Here is a 20826-nt window from a genome sequence, read left to right as displayed (position 1 = left end):
CCCGGTCGCGCTCGGCCGCATCCACGTCCGCGGAGTGGCCAATGCTTCGCAGCCGCTCCCGCTCTGCCCTGTCCACCCGCAGCGAGTCCATGCTGGGGGTGGACATTATCTATGTCCGGGGGCTTAGGCGACGGAGCCTTCGGTGGTGGACGGGCGACGCCCGCGCCACCACGCCAGTGCTGCCACCAGCGCGCCCAGCAGTGAGCCCAGCGCACCCGGCAGCAGCCCCGGCTCGACGAAGTGGAACGTGAGACGGTGCTGACCGGGAGGCAGCTGGACGCCCAGCGTGGCGACGTTCACGGGGAAGACGGCGGCCGCAACCCCATCGATCTCCGCGCGCCAGCCAGGGTGATAGCTCGAGGCGAAGACGACGAAGCCCCCGGTCGGCGGCACCTGCGCGAGCACCTCCGCGCGACCGCGCCCGAAGCGCGGATCCTTCAGCGTGACACTCTCGTAGCGCCCTCCTGCCGCCCCTTCCACGAGCGCCTGCGTGCTCAGATCGATGAGCGGGTCCCGGATGCGCGCGACCGCCTCCTGCAGCGAGGCGACCGGGATGAGCTCGTTCACGCCGTGGATGCGCGGAACGCAACGGGTGCGGCCGAGCAGCTGCACGCGGAGATCCGGCCAGGCCTCTACCTGCCTGAACCCCTCGCTCGGCGGCGGGCCGTCGGGCCGCAGGGGCTCGACGAGGTAGCAGCCGTTGAGGGCATCCAGCAGCCGTGCCTCCTGCGTGGCCAGCGCCCAGTACAGCGCCACGTCGCGCTGCAGCTGCACCGCGCCGTAGCCGCCGAGCTCGTCGAGCCCGTAGACCGTCCCCACGTTGCTCTTGAGGGTCATCAGCTCCCAGGCACGCGCCAGCCCCATCGCCTCCACGGTGCGGCCTCCGGGCGCCACCGCCGCGAGCCCCTGTGCCTCGCGGAAGAAGCGGAAGGGCTTCACCGTCGCGCGGGCCACCATCTCCTCGCGCAGTGGACTGCGCAGTGAGTACAGCACCGGGTCCTCGGTCCACACGATGCGCTGGCCCGCGAGCAGCAAGTCCACCGCGAGCACGAGCACCGGCAGCAGCCGCAGCAAGGGCCTCCCTGACAGCCGCCGCGCAGCGGCCACGCTGAGCAGCGCCAGCGCGACGAAGACTCCGCCCGCCTGAAGCGCGGCGCGGGCCGGCTCGAGCACGACCGTGCCGGGCGCCTGCACGTGCACCGCAGCGAGCAGCGCCTGCGAAAGCGCGAGCGCCTTCTCCTCGAGCGCGAAGGAGCCGAGCCAGGCGAGCAGCAGGCCCGCGGCGAGCGCGACGAGCATGGCCGTGCGAGCTCGGGGAAGCGCCCGCGCCTGCCCCACGCGCTGCAGCCCCAAGGCCACCAGCACCGCCCACCCGAAGCTCGCGAGCAGGAGGTACTTCTCCGGATAGCGGAAGAGGTTGAAGCCCGGGAGCCTTGCGTGCACCCAGCCGAGACCGGCGTGGGACGCCATCGACAGGAGCAGCCCCGTCAGCAGCAGGGACAGCCCCAGCCCCACCTCGCGGCGACGCGAGAGCCCGAGCACCGCGAGCACCAGGCTCGAAGCGCCGAGGTAGGCGCTGAGCGCGAAGGGCGTCGTCGAGGGGCCCTTGACGGTGAACCACGCCCAGAACTGGGGCTCCTCCAGGTAGCCTCCGAACGGAAGGGGCAGGAACAGCTCCGCGAGCCGCAGCGGATGCAGCATCCAGTCCGTGTAGAAGTCGGGATCGTTCACGCCGCGGGAGGCCTGCTTCAGCAGCAGCCAGGCCGGCCACAGCTGCACGGCGGCGAGCAGCCCCGCCAGGGTCAGCCCCACGCCGAGCACGAGCGCCGCGCGGCCCCGCTGCGAGCGCGCGTTCCACCCGCAGAATGCCGCGCCCGCGAGCAGGGAGTAGAGCACCGACTGCGGATCGCCCGAGAGCGCCTGCAGCGCGCAGAGCAGTGCGAGGACCACGGAGCGCCGGAGCCAGGAGGCGGTGGACGCGAGGACGAGGAGCACCCACGGCACGTACGCGGCCCCCGCCATCAACGGCCCTGCGTACGAGAGGCCGATGACGTAGCCCGACAGCATCCACGCGAGCGCCCCTCCCGCCGCGGCGCCGCCGTCCCCGGTGAGGCGGCGCAGGAAGGCAAAGACTCCGAGCCCACCCAGCACGTGGTGGAAGACCAGCAGCCACGCGTAGGCCAGGGGGAAGGGCAGCCACAACGACAGCAGGTTCGGCGGGTAAAGCGTCGCGGCGTGCAGGTCCGCGAGCAGCGGAAGGCCGGCGCTGACGGAGGGGTTCCAGAGCGGCAGCTCGAGGGCGCGCCACGCGTCGGCCATCGCCTCGTGCGTCGGCCAGTAGTAGTGCAGGACGTCCCGGTAGAAGAAGCTCCGCGCGCCCACCAGCGTGGCCCCGAAGAGCGCAGCGCTCGCGAGCAGGCACAGTCCGAGCGGCGCTCCCCAGGCCTTCGGTGACAGTCTTCGCACGGAGGAGAGCATGACACCCCCCGTGCCGACGCGAGCGCGGTTTCTCCATCTGTCCTGCGGGCGAGCGGTCTCGGGTACCCGGACTCCGCTCGGTGCGCACGGGCCGCCGAGACGCGCAGATGCGACATCGACCCACTTCACCGGCACGGTGTGTCCCACCCCTCGTGCAAGCTGAAGAAACGGCCGCAGCGCTCCTGGTGTGCAGGCAAGCGCCTGGGTCCCCCTCGCGCGCCCGCAACGACCTGCGGTAGAAGTTCACTGCAACTCCGTAGCAAAAAGGCCCCGCCCATTTTTCTGCCCGTCCACCTGAAGGCCTCCTCACTCCGCGCCCGTCCTGCGTGCCGAGCGGGTGCGCGGGGCCGAGCTCGCTTCCCTCGAGAGGGAGGCATCGTCGGCGCTCGCCTCTCGTCCTTTCGTCCTCACGGAGCCGGAGGCAACCCCGAGCGAGCAACGCATGACTGACGTCGCGCGGGTGCCCCACGCGGAGGCGCGACCGGGCACGTGGGTCGTCGTTCCCGCCTTCAACGAGGGGCCGGTGGTGGGAGGGGTGGTCAGGGAGCTCGTCACCGCGGGGTGGCCGGTCGTCGTCGTCGACGATGGCTCGAGCGACGCGACGGGTCAGCGCGCACTCGAAGCGGGCGCCGTGGTCCTCCGCCATGTCGTGAACCTCGGTCAGGGTGCAGCGCTCCAGACGGGTATCGAGTTCGCCTGGCGGCAGGGCGCCGCCCGCGTGGTCACCTTCGACGCGGATGGGCAGCACTCCAGCGACAGCATCCCGCTTCTCCTCGCGGCACTCGACGGAGGCGCCGACCTTGCGCTGGGCTCCAGGTTCCTCGGCCGCGTCGAGGGCGCGAGCAAGCGGCGCAAGGCCCTGCTGCGCCTCGCAGCGTCCGTGTCCAACAAGCTTTCCGGCCTGTCCCTCACCGACTCCCACTGCGGACTCCGCGCGTTCCACCGCGACGTCGCGGCACCCTTGCGCATGCACCAGAGCGGAATGGCCCACGCCTCGGAGATCTTGCGACATGCGGCACGCGCACGACTCCACGTCGTGGAGGTGCCGGTGACCATCCGCTACACCGACTACAGCATCCGCAAGGGTCAGCGCGCGTCCCAGGCACTGCGCATCCTGTTCGACTACTTCGCCCGCGCTTGACCTCGCTGCCCCCGGGCCCACCCCCCCCATGCTCATCCGCCTCTTGCTCCTGACGGGGCTCGCGCTCATCGGCTACTACGCATTTCTGCGTCGCACGAAAGTGCCGGTCCACATCGCCGTCGTCTTGGCGCTGCTCGGAGGCTCGGCGAGCCTGGTGCTGTTCCCGGACGTCACGACGACGGTGGCGCGAGCGGTCGGCGTAGGCCGTGGTTCGGACCTCGTGACCTACCTCGTCGAGATCAGCCTGCTCTTCATCGTCCTGCACTACTACACCAAGTTCACCGAGCTCGAGGGTCAGCTCAAGACGCTGGTGCGCGAGCTGGCCATGCTCCGCGCCAGCGCGAAGCCCTCGGAGAGTGCGCCGCCGCCGAGCGAGGGCCATCCGGGAAAGGTCCATGAGCTGCCGCGCACGAGGTGAGCTGGCGCTGTTGCTCGGCCTGGTGCTGACGGCCGCGGCAGCGAAGTTCGCGTACTCACCGATGCTCGGCTCGCGGAGTACGGACGGGAACTACTACTTCCAGATTGCGCGCCACGTCTCGCAGGGTGAGGGATTCAAGACCAGCGTCTCGCTCTACCATCAGGGCCTGAAGCCGCTTCCTCACGCTGCGACCGTCTACCCCCTCTGGCCGGCCCTGCTGGGCACGGCGGGCCGGCTCTTCGGCCTGCGGCGGGTGGCCGAGCTCCTTCCAGAAGCACTCTTCCTGCTGGACCTGGTGCTGCTCTACTTCGTGACCCGGCGGCTCGAGCACCGACTCGAGGTGCCCGCTGCGCTGCGCATCGGGGGGCTCGACATCCGCTTCGCGCACCTCGTCACGTGCCTGTTCGGGAGCAACTGGATCTTCTTCCACTACACCTCCCTGCCCTACACCGAGGCGCTGGCGTTCGCGCTCTGCTTCGGCGTGCTGCTCGCCACGGACCGTGCCCTGGGGGCGGACACCCGGCGCTCGGAACTGCTCTGGTCGGCAGCCGCTGGAGCGCTCTGCGGGCTTGCGTATCTGACGCGCTCCCAGCTGCTGGGGTTCGTCGCCGTGCCGCTCGCAGGCCTTGCGCTGGGCCGGGCGCCAGGGACGCGTGGCCGGTGCCTGCTGGCCTGCGGTCTGGCCGCGGCCCTGGGCATCGTGTTCGAGGCAGCGCTGCTCTACGACGCCGTCGGCACGGTGACGCCGCAGATCATGATCGACTTCGCCGCGTTCCGGCAGACTCCGGAGCTCGAGCCCTTCCGATGGCTGGTCGAAACGCCCAACACCCTTTCCTGGGTGATCGACCGACTGCGAGGCGTGGCGGTGGCGTTCGACTCGAACAGCCAGAACTCCTACGTCTCCTCCTTCAGCATCGCGGCGTATCTGCCGCCCCTCGCGCTGCTCGTCGCGCTCACCTGGTCCCGCCCGGCCCGTCAGCACGTGGCACGCCTCCCTCGCGAGGCGCGGGCGCTGCTGCTCGCCTTGCTGGTAGCGGGGGCGGTCTCCATCGCTCCCGTGCACGCAGCCCACGCGTCGTTCTTCCAGGAGTGGCTTTTCGGGTACCGCCACGGGCTGGGCTTCATCTTCCTCATCGTCGCGGCGCTCGCCGTCCTCGGGGTCGACCAACGCCGGAGCCTGCGCCTGGCATCAATGGTCATCGTCGTGCTCGCGGCCGCGAGCAGCGCCGCGAAAACCCACGACAATGCGAGGCGGCAGCAGCCGGACCTGAGCACCCGCGCCGAGCAACAGCTGGCGCAGTGGCTCAACGCGCAGTCTCCCCCGGTCGTCGTGCTGACGACGAGAGCTCAGCAGCTCTCCCTCTGGACGGATGTAGGAATCCACTGGATGTGGTGCCAGGACAGCGCGGCCCAGATGCAGAAGCTCTTCGAACATCTGCCGATCGACTACCTCGTCGTCTACCCGGTCGATTCGCCGTGCCCAGCCCTCTCCAGCGTGTCCTCCCATCTCCGAGCGGTGCAGTCCTTCGGAGAGCCAGACGAAAGAATCGAGGTATTGAGATGGACGAACTAGACCCGAAGGGCGCCCCCCGCTTCGACCTCGAGCGGATCATCCCCGAGCTCCTGTCCTCGGAGAACCCGCTCGAGCGCACCACGCTGCTCACCCACTTGCAGCGCTACGAATTCGCCTCGGGCCACGTCCGAGCCCGCAGGGTGCTGGATCTGGCGTGCGGCGTCGGCTACGGAAGCGCGCTGCTCGCGAAGGCCGGCGCTGCGGAGGTCCTGGGCGCCGACCTCTCCAGCGAGGCGATCGCGCATGCCAAGCGCACCTATGCGTCCGAGAACCTCTCGTTCGTGTGTGCGGACGCGTTCGAATTCACGCCGCCAGCCCCCTTCGACGTGGTGGTGAGTCTCGAGACGATCGAGCATGTCGCAGATCCGGCCCGGCTCTTCCGGCGCCTGGTCGAGATGGTGGCACCGGGCGGGATGCTCATCGCATCCGTCCCCACGACTCTTTCGAGTGACGTGAACCCGTACCACCTCTCGGATTTCACCGAAGCGCAGTTCCGGCGGATGTTCCAGGATGCAGGTCTCGAGATCGTCGACGAGCTGCGCCAGCGGCAGCGAGTGTCCCTCCGCAATCTCCTGAGGATCCGCACCGGGTCGAGCCGCTCGTACCAGCTCCGCTCGAACCTGGTCGGCTACTACCTCCGCCATCCCCGCATGGCGATGGGCCGAGCCCTCCAGACGCTTCGCACGGGCCTGGACAACCGCTATCTGGTCATTGCCGGGCGCCGAGCGGGCGCGACCCGAGGATGACCAGCGCCAGTGCGAGCAGCAAACCCACGGCGCTGAGCGTCAGGCCCCACCCCAGGTTCGGGGTGGCGTAGCGCAGCTCCACCTCATGCTCGCCCGGTGGCAGCGGCAGCGCACGCGCCGCCACGTTGGCAGGCAGCAGCGGCACCGCCGCGCCGTCCAGGAACGCGCTCCAGCCGCGCGCGAACTGGTCGTTGATGACGAGCACCGAAGGGCGGGGGGCCCGGGCGGCGAGCCGCAGGCGCTCGGGGTGCAGCTCGAGCCACTGCACCTCTCCCGCCGTCGACGCGAGCGCCGGTGCTCCCTCGACGACGGCCATGCCAGGCGGCAGGCCGGCCCGCAGTCGCCGCAGCGCCTGCCACATGTCGCCTGCGGGCACCGCTCCTGCCACGTACGCGCGAGGCAGGCATGCGCCTCGCGCGAGCCCCATGCCCAGCGCGTCCTGACGCGACACCAGCTCCAGGCCCGAGGGCAGCGGCTCCGAGAGGGAGACCGTCCAGAAGCAGCCGTTGAAGGCAGGAGCCCAGGGGGCGGCCTGCTCGGAGGAGGAGCCGAAGAGGATGCCGTAGCGGGCAGGGGTCGCCGGCAGGTTCGTCCCGAAGACGGCGACGAGGTCCGGGCCATTGGAGTCCACCCGCAGCGCCTGGCGCATGGCGCGCACCCACAGCTCGCCTCCTCCGAGCGTCACCGTGGAGGGGACGTCCAGGCGCGCGAGCCGCGTCGCGCGGTCCGCGGGCCGCGCGCCGCCGGCAGCCTCCAGCACCGTCGTTGCGAAGGCGTTGGGCGCCTCGAGCTCCGCGGGTGACACGAGCGGGAGATGCGCCCCATTGCCGTGCAGCAGCTCTGCGAAGACGAGCAGCGGCAGCAGCCAGAGGACTCGCGCGCGACGCCCGCTCGCCCAGATCAGCGCCGCGGCCGCGGCGAGAAAGCCCGCGGAGCAGGCGAGGCCCCGCCCCCACGCCGACGACACGGCCCCCGCCAGGGGAGCGGTGAGCGAGCTTCCCGCCACGCGCCAGACGGCGGGCCCCAGCACCCCGTTCCAGGCGAGCGCCGCCAGCACGGCGCACCCGGCCGCGGCCCCTGCGGCCGCGAGCACCGCGGGCCGCCGCCGCGCCGCGAGCGCGTCTGCCCCCAGCGCTACCAGCGGCGCGAGCCCCAGCCAGAAGAGCGCGAGGTATTTCTCCGGGAAGCGGAACTTCGAGAGCAGGGGCAGCAGCTTCCACGTCAGCGGGAGCAGCCCGCCGTAGTCGCCCAGCGAGAGCCACAGGCCCAGCAGGGCGATGCCTCCGAAGGCCCAGGTGGCGCGGCTGCGCACGCTGAGGCCCACTGCCGTCAGCAGCACCACGAGCGCGCCGGCGAACACCGTCGTGCTCCACAGCGCGCCGCGGCCGCTGAACACCTCCGCGACCATCTGGTTGCGGAAGGCATCGGGCACGTAGCCCGGGATGAGCAGCTCGGGCACGCGCAGCGGGTGCAGGGCCCAGGTGCGCCCCAGGGTCGTGGAGACCTCTCCGAGCCCCCGCATCGACTCACCACTCACCGCGAGCGCCGGGAGCAGCTCGGCGCTGATGAGCAGTAGCGTCCCCACGCCGGCGAGCGCCAGCAGCGCGATGCTGCGGCGAGTCACTCCGTGCACGCACAGCGCCGCGAGCATCAGCAGGGGGCAGAAGGCGAACATCTGCGCGTCCCCGGCGAGGAACACCAGCGCCCAGGCCACCATCAACAGGGCCGCATCCGCGAGCCGGCGCGTCCCCGTTACCCGCAGCGAAGCCCACGCCACCCAGGGCAGCGTGGCGAGCCCCATCAGGTAGACGAGGTTGTTCGAGACGCCGAGGGCGTAGCCGCCGAAGCCGAGCGCGCACGCGCCGCAGAGCGCGGCAGGCCTCGTGCTGCCCAGCGCCCGGCACAGCGCGTAGGCGCCCCCTGCGCCGAGCAGGTAGCCCCCGAGCAGGTTGAACTTCACCGCCAGCGCCGGCGAGAGCGGCAAGAAGAGCAGCGTCTGCGGATGGAAGGTCGCGGTGACGATCTGCCCGATGAAGGGGACGCCGAGCGACTCGAACGGGTACCACATGGGGAGCTCGCCGGAGAGCAGCCGCTCATGCAGGTAGTGCCGGATGGGGATGAGCGTGACGAGCTGGTCGCGGTAGTACGGCACCCCGTCGCTCAAGAGGTGCGGAGCGAAGAAGAGGGCCCACAGGCCGACCACGCTCAGGAGCCCGCCCCAGCGCTGCAGCACTCGCGACGGCATCGACGCACCTTTCATGCGCCGACTGGGTATCACGCGCGGCGTCGCAGGGGCGCGCTCCACGCACACAGTCGCGTCAGGCGCGCACCTCGAGGCACATCCGCGCAGAGCCTCGCCCTTCCGCACGGCGCTTCTGGACGCTTTTGGGCACCCCGGGTGACAAAAATTGGCGATTCACCCTCCCTCCCCGACCCCCCTCGCGGCCCAAGTCCCTGGATCGTCGTGAGGCACAGCGCGCGGAGAGCCTGGCACCTGCCGTGCAATGCCGTCCCCCGACTCAGGCAGACCCGCCCGTTTCCCTCCCCCCAGGAGTCCCCCATGTTCAGCAAGCTCCGTAAGACCCGCGGCTTTACCCTCATCGAGCTCATGATCGTCGTCGCGATCATCGGCATCCTCGCTGCCATCGCCATCCCGAACTTCATCAAGTTCCAGGCGCGCTCCAAGCAGAGCGAGGCGAAGACCAACCTGAAGGCGATCTTCACCGCCCAGAAGTCGGTGTACGGCGAGAAGGACACCTACTCGGCGAAGTTCACCGACATCGGCTTCTCTCCTGAGAAGGGCAACCGCTACAGCTACTCCATGGCGGCCGCCTGCACCTGGAACACCCTGACCACCGCGAACCAGTCCTGCATCCCCCAGGACACCGTGCGCTTCAACACCCAGCCGAACATCACCCCGGTGACCATCACCGCGCCGCTGAGCGCCATCGGCGCGAGCGCCGGCCCGAACGGCCAGTTCGCGGTCGCCGCCTACGGCAACGTTGACAACGACAGCGTGGCGGACGCCTGGGTGCTCGCCTCCGACACCGTCGCCGCGACCGCCGCGACCTGCGGTGGCGACTCCTCCGGCACCGCCGGCGCGCCGGTGAACCCGCTGAACGACGTCTCCTGCGACCAGTAGTAACCGAGGGGACGGTCGCTCGGCGCGAGCCGGGCACCTTCTCCACCGAAACGGGCTGACCGTTTCATCGTAGAGTGCGCGGGGGGGTCGATCATCGGCCTCCCCGCGTTGCTTTTTGTGAGCCATGCCCCTCCCCTCCTGGGTCGTCCTCGCAGGTTCCCTCCTCTCGCTGCTGCTGCTCTCGGCGCCGCCGGAGCGCGCCCGCCCCGGACGCGACAGGCCCATGCTCCCGCGGGTGGACTTCCTCCACGCGGTGGGCGCCGCGCACCAGCACCTGATCGCGGACTACTACTGGCTGCTGACCATCAACCAGATCGGTCGCGCCCAGACCGCGGCGGACTACCGCGACATCTACCCCTACGCGGACCTCGTCACGGACCTGGACCCCAAGTTCGTGCGCGTCTACAGCTTCGCCGGGGTGGCCATCCCCTTCGACAAGGGCCGCCAGAACTTCGTGAACACCGACGAGTCCACGCGCCTGCTGCGCAAGGGCGCGCGCAACGTGCCCGGTGACTACCAGATCGAGTTCACGCTCGCGCACAACCTCATCTTCTTCGACCACCAGTACCGGGCCGCGGCGGACATCCTCCACCGGCTCAGCCAGTCTCCGTTCGCGCCCCCCTTCGTGTCGGCGCTCGCCACGCGCCTGTACGCCCAGTCCGGCAACTTCGACGCGGGCCTCGCCCTGGCGGCCTACCTGCGCGACACCGCCGCCGAGCCGGAGACGCGCGAGTTCTTCGAGCATCGCGTGCTGGAGATCCAGCAGGAGCAGGTGCTGCAGGGGCTCGACCGCGAGGTCGCCCGCTTCCGCGATCGCGAGGGCCGGCTGCCGCGCACGCCCGCAGAGCTCGTGGAGCGGGGGCAGCTGCAGGCGCTCCCGGCCGATCCCCTCGGAGGAGACTTCTACGTCGACGCCGAGGGGCGCTCGCACTCCACCGCCGCCAAGGCCCGGCTCGAGCTGCACGAGGACGAGAACCTGCGCGCCCCGCCCAAGACCGCCTCGGAGCAGGCGCCCCAGAATTGACTTGAACCAGGATGACCATGACGAACGAGCCACGGAGAGCGCAGCTGTGGTGAAGGACAGCGCAGAGTGGGGCCAGGCCCCGATCGAGGGCCGCGGGCTCTCGAAGACCTACCGCGTGGGCTTCTGGATGAACCGCACGGTGCGCGCGTTGCAGGACATGAACCTGCGCGTCGAGGCGGGCCAGGTGTACGGGCTGCTGGGCCCGAACGGCGCCGGCAAGTCCACGACGATCAAGATCCTGATGAACCTGGTGCGCCCGACGAGCGGCGAGGCCCGCATCTTCGGGCGCGCGCCGCAGGATCCCGAGGCGCGCCGGCTGGTCGGCTTCCTCCCCGAGAACCCCACGCCCTACGAGTACCTGACGGGGCGGGAGTTCGTGACGCTGGCCGGAAGGCTCGCGGGGCTGAGCGGCCACGAGCTCGACCTGCGCGTGCGCGAGTCGCTCGGCGCGGTGGACATCGGCAAGGCCGAGCGCCTGCAGATCCGCCGCTACTCCAAGGGCATGGTGCAGCGCGTGGCGCTCGCGCAGGCGCTGGTGGGGCGCCCCAAGCTGCTCATCCTGGATGAGCCCACCTCCGGGCTGGACCCCATCGGCCGCCGGCAGATGCGCGACCTCATCCTCGCCGAGCGCGCGAAGGGCACGACCATCCTCTTCTGCACCCACATCATCCCGGACGTCGAGGCGCTCTGCGACCGGGTGGTGATGGTGGTGGGAGGGCGGCAGCGGCGCGAGGGCAGCGTGAGCGAGCTGCTCGCGGACGGCAGCGCGCCCACCTCCGAGGTGGTGGTCGAGGGCCTCGGCGCAGAGCAGAGCGAGCGCCTCGGGGCGCCCGTCGAGTCGGCCCAGCGCGTGGACGGCCACCTGGTGCTGCGCGTCCGGGGCGAGCACGTGCAGCAGGTGCTCGGCACGGTGCTCGCGGCCGGAGGGCGCGTGACCCGCGTCGAGCCCTCGAGGCACTCGCTCGAGGACCTTTTCATGGCAGCCGTCCAGGAGGCCGGCCGCCCCACGGCAGTCGGCGGAGACATCAGCGGATGAGCGGCTTTGGCGCAATGGTGTTGAACGGCTTTCGCGAGGCGCGGCGCAACCGCGTCACGGTCGCGGTGGCGGCCTTCGCCGCGGTGGTGCTGTTCTCCTCCAGCCTCGTGACCGAGGTGACGGTGGCGACGGTGGACCGCGTCCTCACCGACTTCGGCCTGGGGATGATGAGCCTCATCCTGGTGTTCCTGGCCATCTTCCTGGCGTGCGGGCTGCTGAGCCGGGAGATCGACCGCCGCACCATCTTCCTCGTCGTCTCCAAGCCCATGTCGCGCGCGCAGTTCCTGCTCGCGCGCCTGTGCGGCAACATGCTCACGCTCGCGGTGCTCCTCGTCGCGATGACGGTGGTCTTCTTCGCCCAGCTGGCGCTCTACCGCACCCCCATCACCACGACCCAGCTCTGGGCGGTGGTGGCGCTGTGGTTCGAGCTGCTGGTGCTCACCTCGGCGGGCTTCTTCTTCTCCACCTTCGCGAGCCAGATGGTGTCCGCCATCGCCACCGTGGGCCTCTACTTCGCGGGCCACCTGTCCGGTGACATCTACCTGTTCGCCCAGCGCTCGGAGAGCGCGCTGCTGCGCGGGATGGGCAAGGCGATCTACTACGTCCTCCCCAACCTCGAGCGGATGAACTTCCGGCCCCTCGCCGCCTACGGCGCGGACGTCCCGCTGGGCACGGCGCTGTCCGGCATCGGGTACGGCGTGGCGTACTCGGCGCTGCTCTGCGTGCTCGCGATCGCCATCTTCAACCGGCGCGACTTCCGCTGACGCGCGCGGCCGCCGGCGCGGCTACAGGCTCTCGTCCGTGAGGCCGTGCTTGGCGAGCCGGTAGCGCAGCGAGCGGAAGCTCAGCCCGAGCAGCTCGGCCGCGCGGGTCTTCACCCCGCCGGCCTGCCGCAGCGCCTCGAGCAGGTAGCGCCGCTCGTTCTCGTCCAGGAAGTGCTCCAGCGAGAACTTGGGGCTGAGCGTGACGGAGCTCGCCTCGGCCGGGAGCTCGCGCTCGCCGCGCACCGCGAGCGGCAGCGTGGTCAGGCCGAGCACCTCGGTCTCCGCGAGCGTAGCGGCGCGCTCGACGACGTTCTGCAGCTGCCGCACGTTGCCCGGGAAGCGGTAGCGCTCCAGCGCCTCCAGGGCCTCCTCGGAGAAGCGCAGGTGCGGCCGCCCCAGCTCCTCGCGCATCTTCGAGAGGAAGTGCTCGGTGAGCAGCCGGATGTCGTCGCCGCGCTCGCGCAGCGGCGGCAGCTCCAGGTTGATGACGTTGAGCCGGTAGAGCAGGTCCTCGCGGAAGCGCCCCGCCTTGACCTCGGCCTCGAGCGACTTGTTGGTGGCCGCGACGAGCCGGGCGGCGAAGGGAATCTCCACCGTCCCGCCCACCGGCTTCACCTTGCGCTCCTGCAGCACGCGCAGCAGCTTCACCTGGGTCGCGGCGGGCACCTCGGCGATCTCGTCCAGGAACACCGTCCCCTCGCCCGCGGCCACCAGCAGGCCGGTGCGGTCCGCCGCGGCGCCGGTGAAGGCGCCGCGCACGTGGCCGAAGAGCTCGCTCTCGAGCACGCCCTCGTTGAGGGCGGCGCAGTTGATGGGCAGGAAGGTCGCGCTCGCGCGGGGGCTGCGCATGTGGATGCCCCGGGCGACCAGCTCCTTGCCCGTGCCGCTCTCGCCCGTGATGAGGATGGTGCTGCGGCTCGCGGCCACCTTCTCCACCAGTGCCGCCACCGCGCGCATCGCCGGGCTGCGCCCCACCCACAGCGACGCGCTGTCCAGCGACTTGCGCAGCTGCTGGTTCTCCTCGCGCAGGCCGCGCTTCTCCAGCGCCTTCTGGACCAGGAGCAGCAGCTCCTCGTTGTCGAAGGGCTTGCAGATGTAGTCGTAGGCGCCCGCGCGCATCGCCTCCACGGCCGAGGCCGGGGTACCGAAGGCGGTGATCAGGATGACCTCGGGCGGCGCGGCCAGCGCCCGGGCGGCGCGCAGCACCCCCATGCCGCTGCCCGCGCCGATCCGGATGTCGGAGACCACCAGGTCGACGGCGCTCTCGCTCAGCCGCTGCACGGCCTCGCGCTCGGTCGCGGCGAGCGTGACGACGTAGCCTGCGCGCGCGAGGAGGAACTCGAGGTACTCGCGCATGGACAGCTCGTCATCAACGACCAGGATGCGCACGGGAGGCCTCGGCGGTGTCGAGCGGCAGGGTGATGGTGAACTCCGTCCCGGCCTGGGGCGAAGAGGTTACTTCGATCATTCCGCCGTGGGCCTGGACGATGGCGTGCGCAGTCGACAGGCCGAGCCCTGTCCCGCCGGGCCGGCTGGAGACGAAGGGCTCGAATATCCGGACGAGGTCCTCCGCGGGCACGCTCCCCGCGGAGTCCCACACCCGCAGCCGCGCCTCGCCGCCGCTCGCCTCCAGCTGGACCCGCACCTCGCCGCCCGCTCCCGTGGCCTGGAGCGCGTTGCGCAGGAGGTTGAGCAGCACCTGGCGCATCTGGTCCGGGTCCACCTCGGCCTCGACCGCGGCCACCTGCCCGCCGAGCACGACGTCCGTGGCCAGGGGGTCGGCGCGCAGCATCTCGAGGGTCTCCTCGACGAGCGAGGCCAGGTTCACCACCTGGCGCGCGGGGCGCGGCGGGCGGGCGAAGCGCAGGAACTCCTCCACCAGGCGCGAGAGGCGGTCCGCCTCGCGCAGCACGATGGAGAGCAGCCGCGCCTGGGCCGGCTGTTCCGCGAGGTCCTGCGCGAGCATCTGCGCCGAGCCCCGCATCGCGGCCAGCGGGTTGCGGATCTCGTGCGCCAGCTGGGCGGACAGCGTCCCCAGCGAGGCCAGCGCGTCCGCCCTGCGCAGGGCGGCCTCCATGCGCCGCAGGTCCGTGAGGTCCTGGAAGACGATGAGCAGCGCCTGGTCGCCGCTCTCGAGCGGGGTGATGGTGAGCCCCAGCGTGCGCAGCCCGTGGGGCGTCTGGACCGCCAGCTCCCTGCGTCGCGCGTGCGGGCCCAGGCCCTGGACGCCCGGCAGGAAGCGCTCCAGCTGCTCGTCCGTCTCGGCCCCCTCCTCCAGCCCGAGCAGCGCCCGCGCCGCCGGGTTGATGAAGGTGATGCGCCCGTGCTCGCCGCTGGTGATGAGCCCGCTGGGCATGCTCGCGAGGATCTGCCGCTGCAGGGCGGCGAGCTGCTGCAGGTCCGCCGTGGTCGCCGAGAGCTGCCCACCCGTCGCCAGCAGCTGGCGCGAGAGGTAGCCCGCGAGCACCGCGATGAGGAACTGCGCCAGCACGTGGCTGCCGAGCACGAAGAACAGCCGGCCCGGCGGCAGGTGCGCCCCTCCGTCGGGAGGGTGCAGCCAGCCCGCCTGCGCGAGCAGCACCATCGCCACGTACGCGACCGAGGAGAGCGCGGCGGCAGTGCGCGCCCCCCGCTCGAAGAGCAGGATGGACGCCGCCACCACCGCCAGCGAGTACGTGAAGATGAACGGCGAGTCGGCGCAGCCCGTCACGTAGACGAGGCCCGTCGCCAGCGCGACGTCGCCCACCACCTGCGCGTAGGCGCTGAACTTCCCGCCGCGGCCCTGGCGCAGCAGCAGCCCGTAGACGAGCGTCAGGACGTAGACCGCGCCCAGCAGCGCGAACGCGAGCAGCTCCTCGCGCGTCAGATCCCTGGGAGGGCCCGACAGCAGCCGCGCCGCGATCGCCACCATCGACAGGGTGGTGGCCACCGTGCGGAACACGGTGAGCCAGGTCAGCTTGCGGAGCAGCTCGTCGGGAGAGACGAGCGCAGGCCTACTTGATGGCACCGGCGATGGAGAAGATGGGGAGGTACATCGCGATGAGGAAGCCACCGACGATGCCGCCGAGGAACACCATCATGATCGGCTCGATCATCGCCGTGAGGCCCGCGACCGCGGTGTCGACCTCGTCGTCGTAGAAGTCGGCGATCTTGTTCAGCATGGTGTCCATGGCGCCGGTGGCCTCACCGACGCCGATCATCTGCACCACCATCGAGGGGAACACCTTGGTCTCGAGCAGCGGCCCCGCGATGTTCTTGCCCTCGGAGATCTTCGTCCGGACGTAGAGGATCGCGTCCTCCACCGTGCGGTTGCCGGCGGTCTTCGCCGTCACGTCGAGCGCGTCCAGGATGGGCACGCCCGAGCTGATCATCGTGCCCAGCGTGCGGGTGAAGCGCGCCACGGCGACCTTGCGAAGCACGGGCCCGAGCACGGGCATCTTCAGCATGACCTTGTCCGAGATGCGCCGGCCCTTCGGGTGGCGATAGAAGTACACCATGGAGAAGATGACCGCCGCGATGCTCCCCATCAGGTGGAAGATGTAGGCCTGCAGCCACTCGGACATGTCCACCACGAACTGGGTGGGGCCGGGCAGCGCGCTGCCGAAGTCGCTGAACATCTTGGCGAAGGTCGGCGTGACCTTGAGCAGCAGCAGCGCCACCACGCCCACCGCGACGCAGAGCACGATGACCGGGTAGGTCATGGCGCTCTTCACCTTGCGCTTGAGCTTCTCCGCCTTCTCCCGGTACTGCGCGAGCCGGTTGAGGATGTTGTCGAGGATACCGCCGACCTCGCCCGCCGCGCACAGCTGCACGAAGAGCTCGTCGAACACCTTGGGGTGCTCCTTGAGCGCCTCCGCGAAGGTGCTGCCGCCCTCCACCTTGGTCTTGATGGCGTACACGACCTTCTTGAAGGCCGGGTTGTCCATCTGGCTCGCGAGGATGTCGAGGCACTGCACCAGCGGCAGGCCCGCGTCGATCATCGTGGCGAACTGGCGCACGAAGACGAGGATGTCCTTGCCGGTGACGCCGCCCAGGCCCGGCATCGTGGAGAGGTCCGCATCCAGGATGCCCTTCTTGCGCACCTTGGTGGGCGTCATGCCCAGGGACTTCAGGCGTGCGTCGACGGCGGCCGCGTCCATGGCCTCCATCTCGCCCTTCTTCACCTCACCGCCGCGAGTCTTCGCCTCCCAGAGGAACTGGGCCGTACTCTTCTTGGGTGCGGTCTTCTGCGCCGGCGCTGCCATCCGGGAAACCTCCACTGGGGAGGCGGGAGATTACCCGCCCCTCGCGAATCTCAGAATTATCGACCGGGCGCCTGGCTGGCCGGCCGCTGCCCAGGCGCCATCTGGCCGCCCGTCTGGGCCATGATGTTGCGCAGCTCCTCGGGGTCGCTCGAGCGGCCGAAGGCCTCGTCCTGGCTGATGATCCGCCGCGCGAGCAGCGCCGCCAGGGCCTGGTTGAAGGTCTGCATGCCGTACTTCTGCTGGCCCACCTGCATCTGCGAGTAGATCTGGTGCACCTTGTCCTCGCGGATGAGGTTGCGGATGGCGGCGTTGGGCACCATCACCTCGAGCGCGAGCACGCGGCCCGGCGAGTTGTTGCGCGCCACCAGCGCCTGGCTCATCACGCCCTCGAGCACGAAGGACAGCTGCGCGCGCACCTGCGGCTGCTGGTAGGGCGGGAACACGTCCAGCACGCGGTTGATGGTCTGCACGCAGCTGTTGGTGTGCAGGGTCGCGTAGCAGATGTGGCCCGTCTCCGCGATGGTGAGCGCCGCCTCGATGGTCTCGAGGTCTCGCAGCTCGCCCACCAGCACGATGTCCGGGTCCTGGCGCAGGATGTACTTGAGCGCCGTCTTGAAGTTGCGCGTGTCCGCGCCCACCTCGCGCTGGTTCACGAGGCAGTTCTTGTGCGGGTGCAGGTACTCGATCGGGTCCTCGATCGTCATGATGTGCTCGTGACGGTCGGTGTTGATCTTGTCGATCATGGACGCGAGCGTGGTGCTCTTGCCCGAGCCCGTGGGCCCCGTGACCAGGATGAGCCCGCGCGGCTTCTTCACCAGCTCGCCCACGATCGGCGGCAGGCCCAGCTCCTGGAAGGTGAGGATCTTGAAGGGGATGGTGCGGAAGGCGCCCGCCACCGCGCCGCGCTGCATGTAGATGTTCGCGCGGAAGCGGCTCAAGCCCTTCACTCCGAAGGACAGGTCCAGCTCGTTGTCCTCCTCGAACTTGTGCTTCTGCGCGTCCGTGAGGATGGAGTAGCAGAGCTGCTTCGTCTCCACGGGCGTGAGCGGCGCGGTCTTGAGCGGCACCAGCTCACCGTCCACGCGCAGCTGCGGCGGGGACCCGGTGGTGATGTGCAGGTCGGAAGCACCCTTCTCGACCATCGCTTTCAGCAGCTGGTGCAGGTTGGCCACGTGTGTTGATCCTCGGGGAGTAAGGATTGCGGAGTGTGCTGCGGGAGGGGCGGCCTAGAAGCGGTCCGGACCGGTGTTGGCCACGACCTCGTCGAGGGTGGTGACGCCGGCCATCATCTTGGCGAGCGCGGACATGCGCAGGCTGCTCATGCCCAGGCGGATCGCCTCCTGCTTGAGCTCGGCGGCGCTGCCGCCGTTGATCACCAGCTCCTTGAGCCCGTCCCAGAAGGGCATGACCTCGTACACCGCCACGCGGCCGCGGTAGCCGCGGTCGTTGCACTCGCGGCAGCCGTTCTTCTGGAACAGGGTGAAGGTGCCCAGCTTCTCGGGCGGCACGCCGGCGTCGATCAGCGCCTGCTCCTCCACGTTCTCCGCGGGCTTCTTGCACGCGTTGCACAGGCGGCGGCAGAGGCGCTGGGCGAGGATGAGGTTGAGCGAGGCCGTCACGAGGAAGGGCTCGATGCCCATGTTCAGGAGGCGGCTCACCGTGCCCGGCGCGTCATTGGTGTGCAGCGTGCTGAGCACCAGGTGGCCCGTGAGCGCCGCCTTGATCCCGATCTCCGCGGTCTCGAAGTCGCGGATCTCGCCGATCATGATGATGTCCGGGTCCTGGCGCAGGAAGCTGCGCAGGGCGGCGGCGAAGTTCAGGCCGATGTCCTCGTGCATCTGCACCTGGTTGATGCCGGCGAAGTTGAACTCCACCGGGTCCTCCGCGGTGCACAGGTTGGTGCCCACCTCGTTGAGGGCGGAGAGCGCCGAGTACAGGGTCGTGGTCTTGCCCGAGCCCGTGGGGCCCGTCACCAGCACCATGCCGTAGGGGCGGTCGATCGCCTCCTTGAACCAGGCGAGCGGCTGCGGGTCGAAGCCCAGCTTGGACATGTCCAGCTGCAGGTTGCTCTTGTCGAGCAAGCGCATCACGACCTTCTCGCCGAACAGCGTGGGGCACACGCTGACGCGGAAGTCCATCTCCTTGCCGCCGCCGATCTTGATCTTGATGCGGCCGTCCTGCGGGAGCCGGCGCTCGCTGATGTCCAGCTCCGCCATGATCTTCAGGCGGCTGGTGATGGCCTGCTTGAGCTTCTGCGGCGGGCGCATCACCTCGTACATCACGCCGTCGATCCGGAAGCGCACCCGGAAGTCCTTCTCGTACGGCTCGATGTGGATATCGCTCGCGCCCTTCTTGATGGCGTCCAGCAGGATGAGGTTCACCAGCTTCACGACGGGCGCGTCGTCCGCGGCGCGCGCCATCTCGGCGATGTTCGCCTCGTCCTCGGCCTGGGCGACCTCCACGTCCTCGGTCACCTCGCCCACGAGGTCCTCGAGGCTCGGGCCCTTCTCCGCGTGGTAGCGCTCGAGCGCCTCGCGGATGCTCACCTCGCTCGCGACCACCGCCTCGATGTTGTAGCCGGTGAGGAACTTGAGGTCGTCCACCGCGTAGATGTTCGAGGGGTCGCACATCGCCACGATCAGCGAGGGCCCCGCGCGGTTCACCGGGATCACCAGGTGCTTCTCGGCCACCTCCTTCGGCACGAGCTTGATGATCTCGGGGTCGATGTCGAAGTCCTTGAGGTTGATCGCAGGGACCCCGTACTGCTTGCTGAGGAAGTCGGTGAGCTTCGACTCCTCGATGGCGCCGGTCTTGATCAGCGCCGTGCCGATGCGCGCGCCCGACTTCTGCTGCTCCTCCTGCGCCTTGCGCAGCTGCTGCACCGAGATGAGGTTCTCGCGGACCAGCAGTTCACCGAGTCGACCGGACATGCTCTTTGTGCCTCGTTACGTGCAGAGAGGGGTGCGTAGGGATGGCGGTAGGGCCACCGGCCGAGCAGCGCTGCTTCGGCGGGCGCATCAACAGTTCAATTTCGCGCCAAATTCTACGGGCCTGGGGAATGTAGGAGTCAAGGCACGGGCTGCGCTCAACGTGCCCCCAAGCCGCGAGAAGGACTGAAGAAATCTCAGTCGTCTGCTCGGGCGATCACCGTGCGGGCAGCCTCGATGTCGCGCTTGATCTGCCCCGCGAGCTCCGCCACCGAGCCGAAGCGCTGCTCCGGCCGCAGCCGCTCGAGGAACTGCACCCGCAGCTCGCGGCCGTACAGGTCCCCACTGAAGTCCAGCAGGTGCGCCTCGATGGTCACCTCGCTGCCGCCGAAGGTGGGCTTCACCCCGATGTTCGCCGCCCCCGGGTGCCAGCGGGACACGGCGCGCACGCTGCCCGGGCCCGCGGCCCCCTCCGGCTCGAGCAGCCCCACCCGGATGGCGTACACGCCGGGCGCCGGGCGCAGCTCGTTCTGGGTGTCCACGTTCGCGGTGGGAAAGCCGATGCCCCGCCCGCGCCCCGCGCCCGGCACCACGGTGCCGTCCAGGTCGAAGGGGCGCCCGAGCAGCCGCTGCGCCGCGCCCACCCTTCCCTCGAGGATGTACTCGCGCACCTTGGAGGAGGAGGCCACGACGCCGTCCACCGTGACGGGCGCCACCACGTGCACGCTCGCCCCGCGCTCGGCCGCGGCCTGCCGCAGGGTGGCCACGCTGCCGCCGCGCGCCTGGCCGTAGGTGAAGTCGCTGCCCACCACGAGGTGGCGCGCGCCCAGCGCATCCAGCAGCGCCGCCTCGAACTCGCGCGGCGGGGTGCGCGCGTAGTCGCGGCTGAAGGGCTGCACGATGGCGCCCGCGAGCCCGCAACGCGCGAACAGCTCCAGCTTGCGCGGCAGCAGCGTGATGAGCTTGGGGGCCAGGTCCGGCTGCAGCACCTTGCCCGGGTGCGGCTGGAAGGTGAAGGCGAAGGCGGGGCCGTGGCGGCGCGCCTCGGCGAACAGGGCCTGGTGCCCCAGGTGCACCCCGTCGAAGTTGCCCAGCGCCACCGCGCTGCCCTCGCCCGCCCCGCGCGCGCGCGCCTCGGGGGCCGAGTGGAAGACACGGAAGGAGTCGGGGCCGCGCGCGTCTGGGGAGGTCTCCGTCATCGCGAGCGCCGGTATAGCGCGCCCGCCCCCTGCCGCGCCCGCGCTTTTGCCCTGGCCAAGCCCCGCCGGAGCGTGCTTCAAGGCGCGCGGCTCCCCCGGGCGCAGGCTCCTTGCGCCCCTTCCCCCACCTGCCC

At 70.4% G+C, this 20826-nt stretch carries 16 protein-coding genes; 8 read left to right on the top strand and 8 right to left on the bottom strand.

From position 1 onward, the window contains the following. Positions 1–123: 123 nt before the first annotated feature. Positions 124–2478 (bottom strand): YfhO family protein, encoded by a 2355-nt coding sequence (locus tag FGE12_RS20280; protein WP_153868163.1) that lies wholly within the window; start codon positions 2476–2478, stop codon positions 124–126. A gap of 442 nt (positions 2479–2920) precedes the next feature. Here FGE12_RS20280 and FGE12_RS20275 point away from each other — a divergent pair, with 442 nt between their 5' ends. From FGE12_RS20275 to FGE12_RS30055, 4 genes are read left to right on the top strand one after another with little or no spacing between them, the layout of a single operon-like run. Beyond that, positions 2921–3619 carry a glycosyltransferase family 2 protein gene (locus FGE12_RS20275; RefSeq protein WP_153868162.1) on the top strand — a complete coding sequence of 233 codons (699 nt, stop codon included), beginning with the start codon at positions 2921–2923 and terminating at the stop codon, positions 3617–3619. A 28-nt stretch (positions 3620–3647) separates the two neighbouring features. Further along, complete coding sequence (locus FGE12_RS20270; RefSeq protein ID WP_153868161.1) at positions 3648–4037, top strand: DUF2304 domain-containing protein; 390 nt, start codon at positions 3648–3650, stop codon at positions 4035–4037. Further along, positions 4015–5610 carry a hypothetical protein gene (locus FGE12_RS30060; protein ID WP_194798101.1) on the top strand — a complete coding sequence of 532 codons (1596 nt, stop codon included), beginning with the start codon at positions 4015–4017 and terminating at the stop codon, positions 5608–5610. The genes FGE12_RS20270 and FGE12_RS30060 overlap by 23 nt, the downstream gene beginning before the upstream one ends. After that, positions 5598–6356 carry a bifunctional 2-polyprenyl-6-hydroxyphenol methylase/3-demethylubiquinol 3-O-methyltransferase UbiG gene (locus FGE12_RS30055; RefSeq protein WP_194798100.1) on the top strand — a complete coding sequence of 253 codons (759 nt, stop codon included), beginning with the start codon at positions 5598–5600 and terminating at the stop codon, positions 6354–6356. Before FGE12_RS30060 ends, FGE12_RS30055 begins: the two co-directional genes overlap by 13 nt. On the opposite strand, the gene FGE12_RS20260 is transcribed toward FGE12_RS30055, so the two are convergent. Beyond that, entirely contained in the window at positions 6319–8601 is a 2283-nt protein-coding gene (locus FGE12_RS20260) for a hypothetical protein (RefSeq protein WP_153868160.1), read from the bottom strand. The two genes, FGE12_RS30055 and FGE12_RS20260, sit on opposite strands and share 38 nt — an antisense overlap. A gap of 315 nt (positions 8602–8916) precedes the next feature. Here FGE12_RS20260 and FGE12_RS20255 point away from each other — a divergent pair, with 315 nt between their 5' ends. From FGE12_RS20255 to FGE12_RS20240, 4 genes are all read left to right on the top strand, one after another. Then, the gene (locus FGE12_RS20255) at positions 8917–9498 is read left to right on the top strand and encodes a prepilin-type N-terminal cleavage/methylation domain-containing protein (protein WP_153868159.1); all 582 of its coding nucleotides are present in this window, start codon (positions 8917–8919) and stop codon (positions 9496–9498) included. A 124-nt stretch (positions 9499–9622) separates the two neighbouring features. After that, complete coding sequence (locus FGE12_RS20250) at positions 9623–10522, top strand: pilus assembly protein PilG (protein ID WP_153868158.1); 900 nt, start codon at positions 9623–9625, stop codon at positions 10520–10522. Positions 10523–10649: 127 nt separating this feature from the next. Continuing rightward, positions 10650–11558, top strand: coding sequence for an ABC transporter ATP-binding protein (locus FGE12_RS20245; protein WP_153868188.1), 909 nt, complete (start codon positions 10650–10652; stop codon positions 11556–11558). Next, complete coding sequence (locus FGE12_RS20240; protein WP_153868157.1) at positions 11555–12322, top strand: ABC transporter permease; 768 nt, start codon at positions 11555–11557, stop codon at positions 12320–12322. The genes FGE12_RS20245 and FGE12_RS20240 overlap by 4 nt, the downstream gene beginning before the upstream one ends. Positions 12323–12343: 21 nt before the next feature. Here FGE12_RS20240 and FGE12_RS20235 read toward each other — a convergent pair whose 3' ends face one another. The 6 genes from FGE12_RS20235 to ribF form a co-directional block, all read right to left on the bottom strand. Continuing rightward, entirely contained in the window at positions 12344–13678 is a 1335-nt protein-coding gene (locus tag FGE12_RS20235; protein ID WP_153868187.1) for a sigma-54 dependent transcriptional regulator, read from the bottom strand. Between the two features lie 13 nt (positions 13679–13691). Further along, positions 13692–15329 (bottom strand): nitrogen regulation protein NR(II), encoded by a 1638-nt coding sequence (locus FGE12_RS20230; RefSeq protein ID WP_370459079.1) that lies wholly within the window; start codon positions 15327–15329, stop codon positions 13692–13694. Further along, positions 15316–16566, bottom strand: a complete 1251-nt coding sequence (locus FGE12_RS20225) for a type II secretion system F family protein (RefSeq protein WP_153868156.1) — start codon at positions 16564–16566, stop codon at positions 15316–15318. The genes FGE12_RS20230 and FGE12_RS20225 overlap by 14 nt, the downstream gene beginning before the upstream one ends. 56 nt (positions 16567–16622) lie before the next feature. Further along, complete coding sequence (locus FGE12_RS20220; protein ID WP_194798098.1) at positions 16623–17738, bottom strand: PilT/PilU family type 4a pilus ATPase; 1116 nt, start codon at positions 17736–17738, stop codon at positions 16623–16625. A 54-nt stretch (positions 17739–17792) separates the two neighbouring features. Next, entirely contained in the window at positions 17793–19496 is a 1704-nt protein-coding gene (gene pilB, locus FGE12_RS20215; RefSeq protein WP_153868155.1) for a type IV-A pilus assembly ATPase PilB, read from the bottom strand. A 194-nt stretch (positions 19497–19690) separates the two neighbouring features. After that, the gene (ribF, locus tag FGE12_RS20210; protein WP_153868154.1) at positions 19691–20692 is read right to left on the bottom strand and encodes a riboflavin biosynthesis protein RibF; all 1002 of its coding nucleotides are present in this window, start codon (positions 20690–20692) and stop codon (positions 19691–19693) included. Positions 20693–20826 lie beyond the last annotated feature (134 nt).

This window comes from Aggregicoccus sp. 17bor-14 (assembly GCF_009659535.1).
Lineage (GTDB): Bacteria > Myxococcota > Myxococcia > Myxococcales > Myxococcaceae > Aggregicoccus.
Note: the sequence above shows the minus strand (reverse complement) of the source record. Positions and strands in the feature narration are given on the sequence as shown.